General features: G+C 66.9%; 9 protein-coding genes. All 9 read right to left on the bottom strand.

From position 1 onward, the window contains the following. Positions 1-2 precede the first annotated feature (2 nt). Positions 3-3,518 carry a DNA-directed RNA polymerase subunit beta gene (rpoB, locus tag ACRDU5_RS16865; RefSeq protein ID WP_526615806.1) on the bottom strand — a complete coding sequence of 1,172 codons (3,516 nt, stop codon included), beginning with the start codon at positions 3,516-3,518 and terminating at the stop codon, positions 3-5. A 298-nt stretch (positions 3,519-3,816) separates the two neighbouring features. Next, positions 3,817-5,595: a hypothetical protein gene (locus ACRDU5_RS16870; protein ID WP_526615799.1), complete on the bottom strand. Its 1,779-nt coding sequence runs from the start codon at positions 5,593-5,595 to the stop codon at positions 3,817-3,819. Beyond that, positions 5,567-7,312 carry a mucin-associated surface protein gene (locus ACRDU5_RS16875; protein ID WP_526615800.1) on the bottom strand — a complete coding sequence of 582 codons (1,746 nt, stop codon included), beginning with the start codon at positions 7,310-7,312 and terminating at the stop codon, positions 5,567-5,569. Before ACRDU5_RS16875 ends, ACRDU5_RS16870 begins: the two co-directional genes overlap by 29 nt. A 73-nt stretch (positions 7,313-7,385) precedes the next feature. Further along, positions 7,386-9,572, bottom strand: a complete 2,187-nt coding sequence (locus ACRDU5_RS16880; RefSeq protein WP_526615801.1) for a molybdopterin-dependent oxidoreductase — start codon at positions 9,570-9,572, stop codon at positions 7,386-7,388. Between the two features lie 6 nt (positions 9,573-9,578). Next, positions 9,579-10,658: an ABC transporter ATP-binding protein gene (locus tag ACRDU5_RS16885; protein ID WP_526615802.1), complete on the bottom strand. Its 1,080-nt coding sequence runs from the start codon at positions 10,656-10,658 to the stop codon at positions 9,579-9,581. Positions 10,659-10,843: 185 nt separating this feature from the next. Further along, a complete protein-coding gene (gene rplL / locus ACRDU5_RS16890; protein WP_526615803.1) occupies positions 10,844-11,236 on the bottom strand; it encodes a 50S ribosomal protein L7/L12 in 393 nt (130 codons plus the stop codon). Between the two features lie 59 nt (positions 11,237-11,295). Continuing rightward, complete coding sequence (rplJ, locus tag ACRDU5_RS16895) at positions 11,296-11,823, bottom strand: 50S ribosomal protein L10 (RefSeq protein ID WP_526615804.1); 528 nt, start codon at positions 11,821-11,823, stop codon at positions 11,296-11,298. Between the two features lie 215 nt (positions 11,824-12,038). Next, on the bottom strand, positions 12,039-12,470 hold the full coding sequence (locus ACRDU5_RS16900) for an anthrone oxygenase family protein (RefSeq protein WP_526615805.1): 432 nt from the start codon (positions 12,468-12,470) through the stop codon (positions 12,039-12,041). Positions 12,471-12,531: 61 nt separating this feature from the next. Beyond that, complete coding sequence (locus ACRDU5_RS16905) at positions 12,532-13,446, bottom strand: ROK family protein (RefSeq protein WP_526615807.1); 915 nt, start codon at positions 13,444-13,446, stop codon at positions 12,532-12,534. Between the last annotated feature and the right edge of the window lie 26 nt (positions 13,447-13,472).

A 13,472-nucleotide genomic window follows, 5' to 3' on the forward strand; every position in this document is an offset into this window, starting at 1 on the left:
AGTTATGCCAGATCCTCGACGGACGCAGATTCGTTGCGCGACAAGTTGATTCCCAGGTTCGCGGCGGCGCGCTCCAGGTCCTCGTCGTCGCCGTCGCGCATCTCGATCGCAGCGCCGTCGCTAGACAGCACCTCCACGTTGAGGCACAGCGACTGCAGCTCCTTGAGCAGCACCTTGAACGACTCGGGAATGCCTGGCTCGGGGATGTTCTCGCCCTTGACGATCGCCTCGTACACCTTGACCCGGCCGACGGTGTCGTCGGACTTGATGGTCAACAGCTCCTGCAGCGTGTACGCCGCGCCGTAAGCCTGCATGGCCCAGCACTCCATCTCACCGAACCGCTGGCCACCGAACTGCGCCTTACCGCCCAGCGGCTGCTGGGTGATCATCGAGTACGGGCCAGTGGATCGGGCGTGGATCTTGTCGTCCACCAGGTGGTGCAGCTTGAGGATGTACATGTAGCCGGTCGTCACCGGGTACGGGAACGGTTCGCCGCTGCGGCCGTCGTAGAGCACCGCCTTGCCATCCTCGTCGACCAGCGTGTCGCCGTCGCGGTTGGGCAGCGCCGAAGAGAGCAGACCCTGTAGCTCCGCTTCGCGGGCACCGTCGAACACCGGAGTCGAGACGATCGTCTCCGCCTCGGCCTCCAACAGCTCCTTCGGGAGCCGCTCTGCCCATGATGGCGGATTGCCGGCCCCGTCCTTTTTAACCGTCCAACCGCTCTTGGCCACCCACCCGAGGTGGGTCTCCAGGATCTGGCCGATATTCATCCGTCGCGGCACACCGTGGGTGTTCAGGATGATGTCCACCGGCGTGCCGTCCGGCAGGAAGGGCATGTCCTCGACGGCCAGGATCTTGCCGATCACGCCCTTGTTGCCGTGCCGTCCGGCCAACTTGTCGCCGTCGGAGATCTTGCGCTTCTGCGCCACGTAGACGCGGACCAGCTCGTTGACACCGGCCGGCAGCTCGTCGTCGTCCTCACGGGAGAACACCCGGATGCCGATGACCTTGCCGGACTCGCCGTGCGGCACCTTCAGCGAGGTGTCGCGGACCTCACGGGCCTTCTCGCCGAAGATCGCGCGCAGCAGCCGCTCCTCCGGGGTCAGCTCGGTTTCGCCCTTCGGGGTGACCTTGCCAACCAGGATGTCGCCGTCGCGGACCTCGGCGCCGATGCGGACAATGCCGCGCTCGTCGAGGTCGGCCAGCACCTCATCGGAGACGTTCGGGATGTCCCGGGTGATCTCCTCGGCGCCCAGCTTGGTGTCGCGGGCGTCGATCTCGTGCTCCTCGATGTGGATCGAGGTGAGGATGTCCTCTTCGACCAGGCGGTTGGAGAGGATGATCGCGTCCTCGTAGTTGTGGCCTTCCCACGGCATGATCGCCACCAGCAGGTTCTTGCCGAGCGCCATCTCACCCTGTTCGGTGCAGGGGCCGTCGGCGATGACCTGACCGGTCTCCACCCGGTCGCCGGCGTCGACGATCGGGCGCTGGTTGGCGCAGGTGCCGTGGTTGGAACGGGCGAACTTACGCATCCGGTAGGTGTGCCGGGTGCCGTCGTCGGCCATCACGGTGATGTAGTCGGCGGACACCTCCTCGATCACCCCGGACCTGTCGGCGACCACCACGTCGCCGGCGTCGATCGCCGCGCGCAGCTCCATGCCGGTGCCGACCAGCGGCGCCTCGCTGCGCACCAGCGGAACCGCCTGGCGCTGCATGTTGGCACCCATCAGGGCCCGGTTGGCGTCGTCGTGCTCGAGGAACGGGATCATGGCGGTGGCCACCGAAACCATCTGGCGCGGCGACACGTCCATGTAGTCGACCTCGGCCGACGAAATCTGCTCGACCTCACCGCCCTTGCGGCGGACCAGGACGCGCTCCTCGGTGAACCGGCCCTTCTCGTCGATCGGCGAGTTGGCCTGCGCCACCACGTGGCGGTCCTCCTCGTCGGCGGTCAAGTACTCGATGTCGTCGGTGACCACACCCTTGACCACCTTGCGGTACGGCGTCTCGATGAAGCCGAACGGGTTGACCCGCGCGTACACCGACAGCGAGCCGATCAGGCCGATGTTCGGACCCTCCGGCGTCTCGATCGGGCACATCCGGCCGTAGTGGCTGGAGTGCACGTCGCGGACCTCCAGGCCGGCGCGCTCACGGGACAGGCCGCCCGGGCCCAGCGCCGACAGGCGACGCTTGTGGGTCAGGCCCGACAGCGGGTTGTTCTGGTCCATGAACTGCGACAGCTGGCTGGTGCCGAAGAACTCCTTGATCGCCGCCACCACCGGACGGATGTTGATCAGGGTCTGCGGCGTGATCGCCTCGACGTCCTGGGTGGTCATCCGCTCGCGGACCACCCGCTCCATGCGGGACAGGCCCACCCGGATCTGGTTCTGGATAAGCTCGCCGACGGTGCGCAGCCGACGGTTGCCGAAGTGGTCGATGTCGTCGGTCTCCACCGGCACCTCGACGCCGCCGGGGGCCTTCATGGTCGTGGTCTGGCCAGCCAGAGCGGCTTCGTGCAGGCGCACCAGGTACTCGATGGTGGCGACGACATCCTCTTCGGTCAGCGTCGAGGACGTGATCGGCGCGGTCGTGTTGAGTCCCAGCTTCTTGTTGACCTTGTAGCGGCCCACCCGGGCCAGGTCGTAGCGCTTCTCCTTGAAGAACAGGTTCTCCAGCAGGGTCTGCGCGGACTCCTTGGTCGGCGGCTCGCCCGGACGCAGCTTGCGGTAGATGTCCAGCAGCGCCTCGTCGGTGCCGGCGGTGTTGTCCTTCTCCAGCGTCGACATCATGATCCCGGAGAAGCCGAACCGCTCGGTGATCTGTTCGGTGGTCCAGCCCAGCGCCTTGAGCAGCACGGTGACCGGCTGACGGCGCTTGCGGTCGATGCGCACACCGACGGTGTCGCGCTTGTCGACGTCGAACTCCAACCACGCGCCGCGGCCCGGGATCACCTTGACGCTGTGCAGCGTCTTGTCGGTGGTCTTGTCGCGGGTCTCGTCGAAGTAGACGCCCGGCGAACGCACCAGCTGGCTGACGACGACGCGCTCGGTGCCGTTGATGATGAACGTGCCCTTCTCGGTCATCATCGGGAAGTCGCCCATGAACACCGTCTGGCTCTTGATCTCGCCGGTGTTGTTGTTGATGAACTCGGCCGTCACGAACAGCGGGGCCGCGTACGTCATGTCCTTGTCTTTGCACTCGTCGACCGGGGCCTTGACCTCGTCGAAGCGTGGATCGGTGAACGACAGCGACATCGATCCGGAGAAGTCCTCGATCGGCGACAGCTCGGAGAGCACCTCTTCGAGTCCGCCGGTCGGTTCGACGTCACCGCGGGCCTTGGCCTTGTCCTTCCAACCGTCGGAGCCGATCAGCCACTCGAAGGACTCGGTCTGCACGTCAAGCAGCCCCGGAACCTCGAGCGGCTCGCGGAGCTTGGCGAATGAAATTCGGTTGGGTGCTCCTGGAACGGAGCTAGGGGTAGAAGTAGTAGCGGACTTGCTCTGGCGGGAGACTGCCAAGATCTGCACCGGACCCTTCGTCGCGATATCTGCGTCGGTTCGGCTGGCGTTCTCCCAGTCCAGGGACCCCGAAACACGGCACGCAACTAGATGCTGAGCGCGGAACGGGGGCTCAGACTAGGACCACGGTGTCAGGTGCGGTTGGAGGTGGGCAGGGGGCAGCCAGCGCAACGTCCAACCATACCGCAGGACGGCGTATTCCTCAACCATCGCATGCAGGATTAACCCGGGCGCTGGCTGGCGTCCTTAACCCGTGCACACATGCTGCCCAACAGACTGGCCCTTCAGCGCCCGTCCGTCAAGAGTTGGCGGCGTGTTTGGTGTGGAGTTTTGCGTTAAAACGCCGATCTCTTGCCCCTCTGGGGCGGCGCAGCTGGCTGAACTGGAGGTAGGCCGTCGAGTCGATGAGGGCCTTGAGGACCAGATCGATGATGGTCAGCTGCGGGGCGGGCGCGGGCAGGATGTAGGCGTGCGCGACCCCCGCGGTGGTCTCGATGTCCGTCGTCGTTCCCAGCTCGCCATAGATACCGACGCGCGGCGCATTGGGATCGGTTTGGTACCAGTCGGTGATCCAGCCCTGGGCGATGACCTGGACGGCCTCGACGTTCTGCGGCTGGGGGAACCCCGTGGCCAGGCCAACCGCGAGCTGGGCCAACACATTGGTGGACTGCCATGCATCTGAGTGGTTGCCGTCGACCAGCCTGACTCCGACGAACTGATTCGGCCGTGCATTCACCAGCGCTGGCTCGGTGTCGCCGTAGCCGTCCAACACGTTCGGCTCCGCCCCGATCGCGTACACCGGGATGTCCGTCGGGATCTTCGCGACGCCGCGCGGCACCGCCCCGCCAATGGGCGAGATGTCGAGCAGCAGCACCCCGACCAGATCGTTGCGCGTCTCGTCATCCGGGGCGAATTCCGAGTAGTAGCCCGCCGCGCCCGCGGCGTGCATAGGATCTCCGCCTTCCATGCAGCCGTCGCAGGCGAAGATGTTCGTCGTTATCGACGGTGCGACGACGATGGCGTGGTTGCGCTCGGCGAGCTCGGCCGCCGTGACGTTGTAGAGGCCGGCCCTGGCGAAGCCGCCGTGCTGCAGGTAGATGAGCTTGGTCGGCGGGGGCCCCTCGGTCGGGAAGTACCAGTCCGCGTCCGCTGTGTATCCGTCACCGCAGTCAATCTCCAGTGGCGCCCGGACCACCGTCACCTTGCTGCCGTGCGGGACCGTGGGCGGACCTTCGAAGACCTTCACCACCGCATCGAAGACGTTGAAGAAGGCCGTCCCGATGATGTTGATAGGAGTCGGTCCCGTTGCGGCCATCGACGTGAGCGTGGGCGTCGCGCTCGCCGAGAGTGGTGCCGGCACCGCCGCGTCGCCGGTTTGTTCCAGTGACGGCGACGCGGCGGCGGTGTCGAACTCCCGTCGCGCCGCCGCCAGTAGCGTCCACCACTGCGGTTGTGCAGCCGGTGCCTCCGGTGTGGTGCTCGCGGCGAACGGGTTCAGCAGCGTGGTGACCACCGAGGACACTGCGGTGGCAATGGAGTCGACGACGTCGGGCTCGCTCGGCTCTGATGTCGGAACTGCACCTGCTGGCGTTTCAGGTACCGCAGCCGGCGTCACCGGGATGGGGTGGGCATCCAGCACGGGACCCTGGTAATCCGGCGGATCGCTGATCTCCACGACGCCGACCTGCTCGTCCACCGTTTCGCGCGCCGTGTAGGCAGATGTCGGAGCCGGGGTGCGCTTGTCTTGCACCGGGGTGCGCTTGTCTCGCACCGGGGTCCGCCGATCATTGGCCCGCAGCCGATCGGCGTCCTCGCCGTCGTTTCTGGCTATGTCGCGGTTAACGACTTCGCCGTCCTTATCGTTGTCGGTGGTGTGCTCGTCGTCAGTGGCCTGGCCTTTGTCCGCATCGGCACGGTCTTCGTCGACGTCGGGAACGGCGTCGTCCGGCTTCGTGTCCCTCCCGGGTTTATCCTCATCCGAATCTGCTTTGGTGCCAGTGGACTTCGACGGTTGAGATGTATCAGTTCCGCCTGCGCCGGCCTCGGTGTCATGCAGCGATTGACTCGGTGCAGACACCCATGGATTCGGCGACGCACGTCGGTTCGAACGTGAAGAATCCGGTTCCCAGCGGTACCAATGCTTGCAGCGGGTTCAGCAGGAACGGCTTTTCGAGCGAATTCGGAAGCGGCACCGCGATGGCCCGGCCCGCCGGAGTGTCGATCGGAATCTCCTCGGTGAGGTCTTCGGCGTAGATGCCCTCCTCTTGGTTGTCGGCGAACATGTCGTTGGCCCAGCCGACCATCAGGATCCGGGCCGCCGCGACGTTCTGCGGCTTGGAGAAGCCGGATACCAACTGCTGAGAAAACTGGATCAGTGGGTTGCCGCCCCGCATCGCATCGACATGGGAACCGCCGACCAACGTGACACCGATGAACTCGCCGGGCCGTGCCTCGAGCAGCGCATCGGTGCCGACACCGAACTGGTTCCAGAAGTACTTCGGCGCCGCGAGCTGGTAGATCGGAATCTCGTCAGGAACCTTGGCGATCGATGCCGCCATGGTGTCGTCCAATCCGACGCCGTCGAGCATGATGACTCCGGCGAGCTCGTCGATGGTGTTGTTGTCGACCATGTAGCCGGCCGTGCCCGCCACCGCGCCGCCGCCGAGGGAGTGTCCGATGAGCACCACTCGTTGCGGTATTGGACCGGAATAGCCGGCCGCCAGCGCGCTTTCGGCGAGCGCCGGGTTGTTGTCCTCGAACAGGTTCGCGATCGCTTGGTGCATCGGCGGCGCACCGAGCCAGCAGGCGTCGGCCGCCAGGAAGTTCGACGTGATCGACGGCGCGACGACAATGCTGTCCGTCTCCTCTGCGAGGGCCGCCGCGGTGTGGCTGTACCACGGACCGCTGGCCAGGAAGCCGTGCTGGAGGTAGATGAGCCGATCCGGCGGCGGCTCCCCTTCGTCGACCTCGGGGATGTACCAGTCAGCCGGCACCTCGATTTGGTCGCCCTCATCGCAACCGCAGTCAAGGACCAGCGTGGAACTGCGCACCGTGACCGAGCTGTTGGCGGGAATGATCGGCGGGCCACCGACCAGGCGGGTCGCAACGGCATACAAATTGAAGACGATCGTCCCGATCACCCTGATGACACCGGGGATCTGAGGCTGGCCCGCGGTGGCCGCCGCCGTCGCGCGCTCCAGCATCGGGGTCGGCAACGTCATCGCGGATTCGGCCGGCGAGAAGGCTGCGAACGTGACGGCGCGTTGGTCCATTGCGGGTGTCGGAGTCGGCTCGGGGTCAGGGTCGCCGATTGTGACGGCGATCGGCTCGATGTTTTCGACGGTGCCCGCCGTCCCGCGTGTGTCGGCCTTCGCGACCGGGTCGGCCTTCTCGACCACGGCTTTCCGTTCCCGCTCGGACCTCAGCGTGGCGACGAACGTGTTGGTCAGTCTCGCTGCCCGGTTACCGGTTTCGGGCTTGGCCGTTTTCTGGTCGTTCTCCTCGGCGGCGTCCTCTTTGCCCGCGTCGACGTCGTCTTCGGCCGCCGGGTCCTTGGCGTCGGCCCGCGGACCCTCGTCGTCGGGTTCCGGGGTCGACGGTTGATCCGGACCGGGCTTGTCTTCGTCCGAATCCGGTTTGTTCTCAGCGGGTTTGGCTTCTTGAGACGATTTTGCGCCGCCGTCGGATTCCGACTCGGTCTGAGCGGACGCGGCGCCCGCCCCGGCGATCATCGCCGCCGTCACACCGGCGGTGAGCACGCCGGCACCCAACCAGAGCAACAACCGGTCGACCATGTCGCCTCCCGTCGAGGACCGCCGGTAACGGTATCGCTCGACGCGGGCCCACGAGGGCGTTTGCGACAAGGCGCTACGAAGTCAGCGGCTCGACCCGGACCGGCACGCCGGTCAGCCGGGCCATGCCGGCCAGCGCCTCGATGTCCTCGGGTGCGCTGGACATCAGCCGGTTCACGTTGGCGCCGCCGGCGGTGTTGGCCAGCCGCCAGCCGCCGGTGCCCTTGTGCCCCCACCCGTGCGGGATGGCGATGACGCCGGCCACGATGTCCTTGGTGGCGATGACCGGGACCTCGATCTCGCCGTGTTCGGAGGCCACCTTCACTACGGCGCCGTCCCCGATGTGCAACTCGGCCACGTCGTCGACGTGCATCAGGGCGTGCTGAGTGCGGCCGCCGCGCATCAACAGCGGCGAGTTGTGCATCCAGGTGTTCTCCGAGCGGGTTTCCCGCATGCCGATCAGCCGCAGCGGATACCCGTCCGGCGTGCTGCGCCGGGTCAGGGCCGCTATTTCGTCGGCGATCTCCCGGTGGCGCAGCCGCATCCTGCGTCCGCGGTAGACCACGGTGTCGGCCAGCACGCCGGCACACAGATTGCGGGCCAGCACCTTGCCGTGCGGATACTGGCCGGCCAGCCGTTTGAAATTCAGCCCGCCGCGGCGCAGCCCGAACCGGTCGCCACCCTCGCCGAGCCGGATCACGGCGTCGACGAGCATCCGGGGCGATAGCCGAGAACCGAACAGCCCCAGTGTCTTTCGCACGCCGGCCAGCAAGGCCAGCGCCGGTGTGCGGCGCCACATTCGGGCCATCAGCTCGTCGATGATCTCCCACTCGGTGCGGGCCTGCCCGACCGGCGCGACGACGGCTTCGGTGGCCTGACGGAACGGGGTGGGCTGCAGCGTCTGGAACGGGAGCGGAAAGTCATCCCGCTCGTACATGGTCGCCGCGGGCAGCAGGTAATCACAGTGCGCGGTGGTCTCGTTGATGTACAGATCGATGCCGACGGTCAGCTCCAGTCCGCGCATCGCTTCCTCGAGCTCGTCGCCGTTGGGCACCGATAGCACCGGGTTGCCCGCACTGACCAGCAAGGCTTTGATCTGGCCCGGCCCCGGCGTGGTCATCTCCTTGGCCATCAGCCCGGCCGGCTCCGACCCCAGCACCGACGGGAACCCGCCGATCCGCGACCGCTTGCGGCGGTAGATGGCCCGCAGCATCGCCGCTCCGGGCTTGTTCAGCCACCGCTCCGCCGGCATGCCGAAACGGCCGAACATGCTGCCGCCGGGTTGGTCGAGGTTGCCCGCCACCAAGTTGACGGCGTCGAGCAGATACGTTGTCAGCGTTCCGTTTTCGCCGGTGCTGGTGCCGACGCGGCCATACACGGCGGCGTGCGGCGTGCGTGCCAGGTCGCGGGCCAGCGACCGGACGGTGTCCGGCGCGATGCCGGTACGCTCCTGCGTGGCTTCCGGGCTGAACGGCTCGGCCAGCCGCTCAAGCCACTCGACGCCGTCGGCCTGTCGCGCAATCCCGTCACGGTCAGCGAGGTTCTCGGCGAACAGCACGTGCAGCAGCGACAGCAGTAGGTAGGCGTCGCCGTCGGGAATGATGCCCAGCCATTCGAACTGGGCGGCGGTCTCGGTCTTGCGCGGATCGATGACGAGCACTCGGCCGCCGCGTTTGACGATGTCGTGCATGCGGTCCTTGATCCGCGGCACCGTCAGCACGCTGCCGTGCGAGACGATCGGGTTGGCGCCGATGACCACCAGGAAGTCGGTGCGCAGCACGTCGGGCACCGGCAGCGCCAGCGGCGACCCGTACAGCAGCTGGCTGGCCACGAACCGGTTGTTGACATCCTGGGATCCGGCGGTGAATAGGTGCATCCGCATGCCCAGCGCGGCGACGAACATCGGCAGCCAGAGGGTGTGGCTGTAGCTGAACGCGCCGGGGTTTCCGAAGTACCAGCCGATCCCGCCCGCGCCGTGCCGCCGGTGGATTTCGGCAAGCCGGCCGGCGATGTCGGTCATCGCCTCGTCCCAGCTGACCGGATCGAACCCGCCGTCGGGCCTGCGGCGCAGCGGGGTGGTGACGCGGTCCGGGTCGTTCACAATCTCGGTGAACGCGATGCCCTTCTGGCAGGCGAAACCCGCCGACAACGGGTGCTCCTTATCGGGACGCAGCGCGACGAGGCGGCCGTCTTCGACGGTCGCGACCATGCCGCACAGCGGCTCGCAGATCCGGCAGAACGTCGACCTGTGCTCGACGTTCATGACGGCTTACCGCTCTCGGGATACCGGAATGGACGCGGTGTCCGACTCGTCGTCCTGGCGGTGCCGGGCGGTCGTCGCGTCGCCGAACGAGGAGGCCGCGTATTTGTGCGTGCCCTCGAGGTCGTCGCGGATCGCTTCCTGAGCGTTCGGCGGCAGCGTGTGCATGATGTCGCGGACCCGTGCCTGGCGGCGACCGACGGCCTGCCGCTCCGGCATGCCGGGGGTGGCCAGGATCTGCGGCGGCACGCCCTCGATCTCTTCCACGCCACCATCGTGGTGGCCGGCGTCGACCATGGCCTGCTCTTCGGCCATCTGCGACTCGTCCTTTTCCTCGGACATGCCGATCGGGCCGATGCGGCGGCCGTTGAGGAACTGCCGGACGACGGGCTCGTCGCTGGTCAGCAGCACTTCGCGCGGACCGAACATGACCAGATGCTTGCGGAACAGCATGCCGATGTTGTCCGGGACGGTCCGGGCGATGTTGATGTTGTGCGTGACGATCAGGATGGTCGCGTCGATCTGCGCGTTGATGTCGATCAGCAGCTGGCTCAGGTACGCGGTGCGGACCGGGTCCAGGCCCGAGTCGGGCTCATCGCAAAGGATGATCTCCGGGTCGAGCACCAGCGAGCGGGCCAGGCCGGCGCGCTTGCGCATACCGCCGGAGATCTCGCCGGGGAACTTGTTCTCGTCGCCACCCAAGCCGACGAGCTCGAGCTTCTCCATGACGATGTTGCGGATTTCGCTTTCCTTCTTCTTGGTGTGCTCACGCAACGGGAAAGCGGTGTTGTCGTACAGGCTCATCGAGCCGAACAGTGCGCCGTCCTGGAACATCACGCCGAACAGCGTCCGGATCTCATAGAGCTCCCTGGCCGAGCAGTCGATGATGTTGGTGCCGTCGACGACGATGGCGCCGCGCTCCGGGCGCAGCAGTCCGATCAGCGACTTCAGGAACACCGACTTACCGGTGCCGGAAGGGCCCAGCAACACGCTGACCTCGCCCGGCGGCACGTCCAGTGTGACGTCCTCCCAGATTCGCTGGGGCCCGAAGGACTTCGTTAGTCCCTCAACTTCGATTCCAATGCCCACGCGCGATCCTTCCGCCAATGCGTACTAGTCGCCACACGCCTCCCGCTTGTGGCTTGAGTCACTGTATCTTACGACGCCGCCCCTGCGACACTTGTCCGAGGTCACACCTTGCTTACCCGCAAAACACCTGTTGGGGCCGAGCTGTTTGCCAGACCAGCCCCACAGTGCACCGACGTGCGGTGAACCTACTTGACGGTGACCGTCGCGCCTGCGGCCTCGAGCTTGGTCTTGGCCTCCTCGGCGGCCTCCTTGGCGACCTTCTCGAGCAGCGGCTTGGGAGCGCCGTCGACCAGATCCTTGGCCTCCTTCAGGCCGAGGCCGGAGACGATCTCGCGGACGACCTTGATGACGCCGATCTTCTTGTCACCGGCGCCCTCGAGGATGACGTCGAATTCCGACTGCTCCTCGCCGGCCTCGGCGGCCGGGGCGGCGGCGCCGGGAGCGGCGGCCGCAACGGCGACCGGAGCGGCGGCGGTGACGTCAAAGGTCTCCTCGAACTTCTTCACGAACTCCGAGAGCTCGAGCAGGGTCAGTTCCTTGAATGCGTCGAGCAGATCGTCGGCAGAGAGCTTTGCCATGGTGTGGGTCCTTCCTGGTTTTCTGGGTGGGCTTTTGGTGGGTGTGGTCTATGCGGCTGCTACGCGGCTTCCTCGCCGGCCTTCTTCTCCTGCAGGGCGGCGGCCAATCGGGCGACCTGCGACGCGGGCGCGTTGAACAGGCCGGCGGCCTTGGTCAGGTTGGCCGTCATCGCGCCGGCCAGCTTGGCCAGCAACACCTCGCGCGACTCCAGGTCGGCGATCTGCTCGATCTCCGAGACGCTGACCGGGTGGCCGTCCATGTAGCCGCCCTTGATGACCAGGGCCTTGTGGTCCTTGGCGAACTTCTTGATGGCCTTGGCCGCGTCGACCGTCTCGCCGGTGACGAACGCGATCGCGGTGGGACCGACGAACAGCTCGTCGAGACCATCGATGCCCGCCTCCGCTGCAGCACGCTTGACCAGCGTGTTCTTGAGGATGGTGTACTTGGCCGAGCCGCCCAGCGATCGGCGCAGGTCTTTGAGATTGGCCACGCTGAGCCCGCGGTACTCGGTGATGACGGTGGCCGTCGACTCCTTGAACTGCTCGGCGATGTCGGCAACGGCGGTGGCTTTCTCAGCCTTGGCCATGCATGCCTCCTTGTGGTGGGCGTCGGATGGAGGCCGGAAATGACGAACGCCCCGACACAGAACGGTCGGGGCGCGCAAGTATGCAATGCCTCGTCCTCCTGCGTGGGCCGCCGGGACAATCCCGGACCTTCAACCGATTTCTCGGTGACCGACGGTCTTCGGTGGAACGCGTCAAGAATAGCGTGCCGCGCCGCGATCAGCCAAAACGGCGGTGGTCATCGCACCACGGCAACCGCCAACAGCACGAACATCAGCACCAGGATCGCCACCCGCAGCCAGTGCATGCGATCCCAGCGCCGGGCAACATCGCGGGACGCATCCGCCGTCTCGGACCAGGCGCTGATCCGATTGTTGATCGGCACCATCAGCGTGACGGTCAGCAGCACAACGAACGCCATCAACGCCGCGGCGGTGATGATGAGGCCATTGGAGGTGACCACGGCCGCCGCGATGAGCACTACGAGCGTCCCGATGTACCAGAACGGCATCACCCTGCCCAGGAGGCGGCTGCCGTCGCTGCGGGCTTGACGGTAGGCCTCGTCGGGCAGGCGGCCGAAGATCGGGTTGGTGAACGCGGCGACGGCGATCTCGGAGCCGACCATCGGACCGGCGATCACCAGGGCGACGATTTCGATGATTTTCTCCATGCCCTCCACCCTGCTCCAAAACGGTGATTTCGGCGTGATTTCCTGCGCTGAGCGCCAGTTATCACGCCGAAATCACCAAAGCTGCGGCGCCGACCAGGCCGGCGTCACCGCCGAGCTCGGCGGGCACCACCCGCAGACCGCGCAGAAACTCCAGGCGGGCATGCACTTGTAGCGCCTCGCGCAGCGGGTCGAACAGCAGCGCGCCGGATTTCGCCACGCCCCCGCCGATGACCACCAGGTCGAGGTCGCACACCGCACCGACCGACGCGATCATCGCGGCCACGCCGGCGGCACCGCGCCGAAAGGCCCGCAGCGCCACCGCATCCCCAGCGTTGGCGGCATCGGCGAGCTCCTTGGCATCGGCGTCGGCGGGCGCGTCCCAGCCCTGTTCGCGCGCCCACTGTGCCATCCAGGGCCCGGCGGAAGTGGTCTCGACGCAGCCGCGGCCGCCGCACGAACACGGCGCACCGTCCGGGTCGACGACGACGTGGCCGACATGTCCGGCGTTACCGGTGCGACCGTCGTAGGGCGCGCCGTCGAGCACCAACCCGCCGCCCACACCGGTGGAGACCACCATGCCGAGCAGGAACTGCGCGCCACGCCCGGCGCCGCACCACTGCTCACCCAACGCCATGCACAGCCCGTCGCCGGCCAGCCTCACCGGCAGCCCGGGCAGCAGGGCCGCCACCCGATCACGGACCGGGAAGCCGCGCCAGGCCGCGATGTTGATCGGGCTGACGGTACCGGCGGCCAGGTCGATGGGTCCGGCGGAGGCGACGCCCGCGCCCCGCACCCGGCCGTCGGCCTTGGCCACCGTCTCGGCGATCAGCGCCTCGAGCACGGCAAACACCTCGTCGGCGGTGCCGCCCTCGGGGGTGGGCCGCTTGGTGCTGTCGACGAGATTGCCGTCCGAATCCACCAGGCCGGTGGCGATTTTGGTGCCGCCGATGTCGATGGCGAGAATGGGATCGGTCATCAGTGCCGGTGGGTGTTGTCGGGCTG

The sequence above is a fragment of the Mycobacterium sp. genome, from assembly GCF_050701515.1.
Lineage (GTDB): Bacteria > Actinomycetota > Actinomycetes > Mycobacteriales > Mycobacteriaceae > Mycobacterium.

What these genes read in the sequence shown, in the direction of transcription:
- ACRDU5_RS16875 (WP_526615800.1), bottom strand. Translation starts at nt 7,312, where the DNA reads ATGGTCGACCGGTTGTTGCTCTGGTTGGGTGCCGGCGTGCTCACCGCC.
- rplL (WP_526615803.1), bottom strand. Translation starts at nt 11,236, where the DNA reads ATGGCAAAGCTCTCTGCCGACGATCTGCTCGACGCATTCAAGGAACTG.
- ACRDU5_RS16900 (WP_526615805.1), bottom strand. Translation starts at nt 12,470, where the DNA reads ATGGAGAAAATCATCGAAATCGTCGCCCTGGTGATCGCCGGTCCGATG.
- ACRDU5_RS16905 (WP_526615807.1), bottom strand. Translation starts at nt 13,446, where the DNA reads ATGACCGATCCCATTCTCGCCATCGACATCGGCGGCACCAAAATCGCC.
- rplJ (WP_526615804.1), bottom strand. Translation starts at nt 11,823, where the DNA reads ATGGCCAAGGCTGAGAAAGCCACCGCCGTTGCCGACATCGCCGAGCAG.
- ACRDU5_RS16880 (WP_526615801.1), bottom strand. Translation starts at nt 9,572, where the DNA reads ATGAACGTCGAGCACAGGTCGACGTTCTGCCGGATCTGCGAGCCGCTG.